The sequence below is a fragment of the Xenorhabdus bovienii genome (assembly GCF_024721015.1).
Taxonomy (GTDB): Bacteria; Pseudomonadota; Gammaproteobacteria; order Enterobacterales; family Enterobacteriaceae; genus Xenorhabdus; species Xenorhabdus bovienii.
Map to the genome: position 1 here is coordinate 1 of NZ_JANAIF010000321.1, position 472 is coordinate 472.

General features: G+C 44.3%; 1 protein-coding gene. It reads right to left on the reverse strand.

Annotated features, from left to right (window positions below):
* Positions 1-28: 28 nt before the first annotated feature.
* Positions 29-472 (reverse strand): IS1 family transposase (locus NXS07_RS20805; protein ID WP_258087607.1); only part of this gene is annotated, 444 nt, incomplete at its 5' end.

The window sequence follows — 472 nt, forward strand, 5'->3', positions numbered from 1 at the left end:
GGTAGTGTATTCAATATAGAGATTATTGTTAAAATAGATAATGCTCACGCTCAATGAATGTACCCATGATCTTGTCATGCATTTCAGGGCATTTCGAGTAACCTAACGTCTTGCGATTGAGTCGCTTCAATCGATTTCTTAGATTTAAGTTTTCTCGTTCAATCCGCTGAGTATAAAGCTTACTCGCGATGTGCTTTTCGCCGGGTAATATCTCGTAGACTCTAAACTTGTCTGTGCACCAAAAAGCCACATTAAATCCAGACAATAAGGCAAGCAGCTTGCGAAGTGTCCGCTTATTTCGGCGACCAAAAGTATGGGCGATGATACGTTTTAGGCGAGGCTCCCAGGCATACCATAGCCAGCGCTGCTGTTTCTTATTTGCGACAAAAGACCCTTGCTCATCCACTTCACAGAGGAGCTCAACTTGCAAGTTGTCGAGCGGTAACGTGGTTACGTGTCGAGGCGAGAGTTT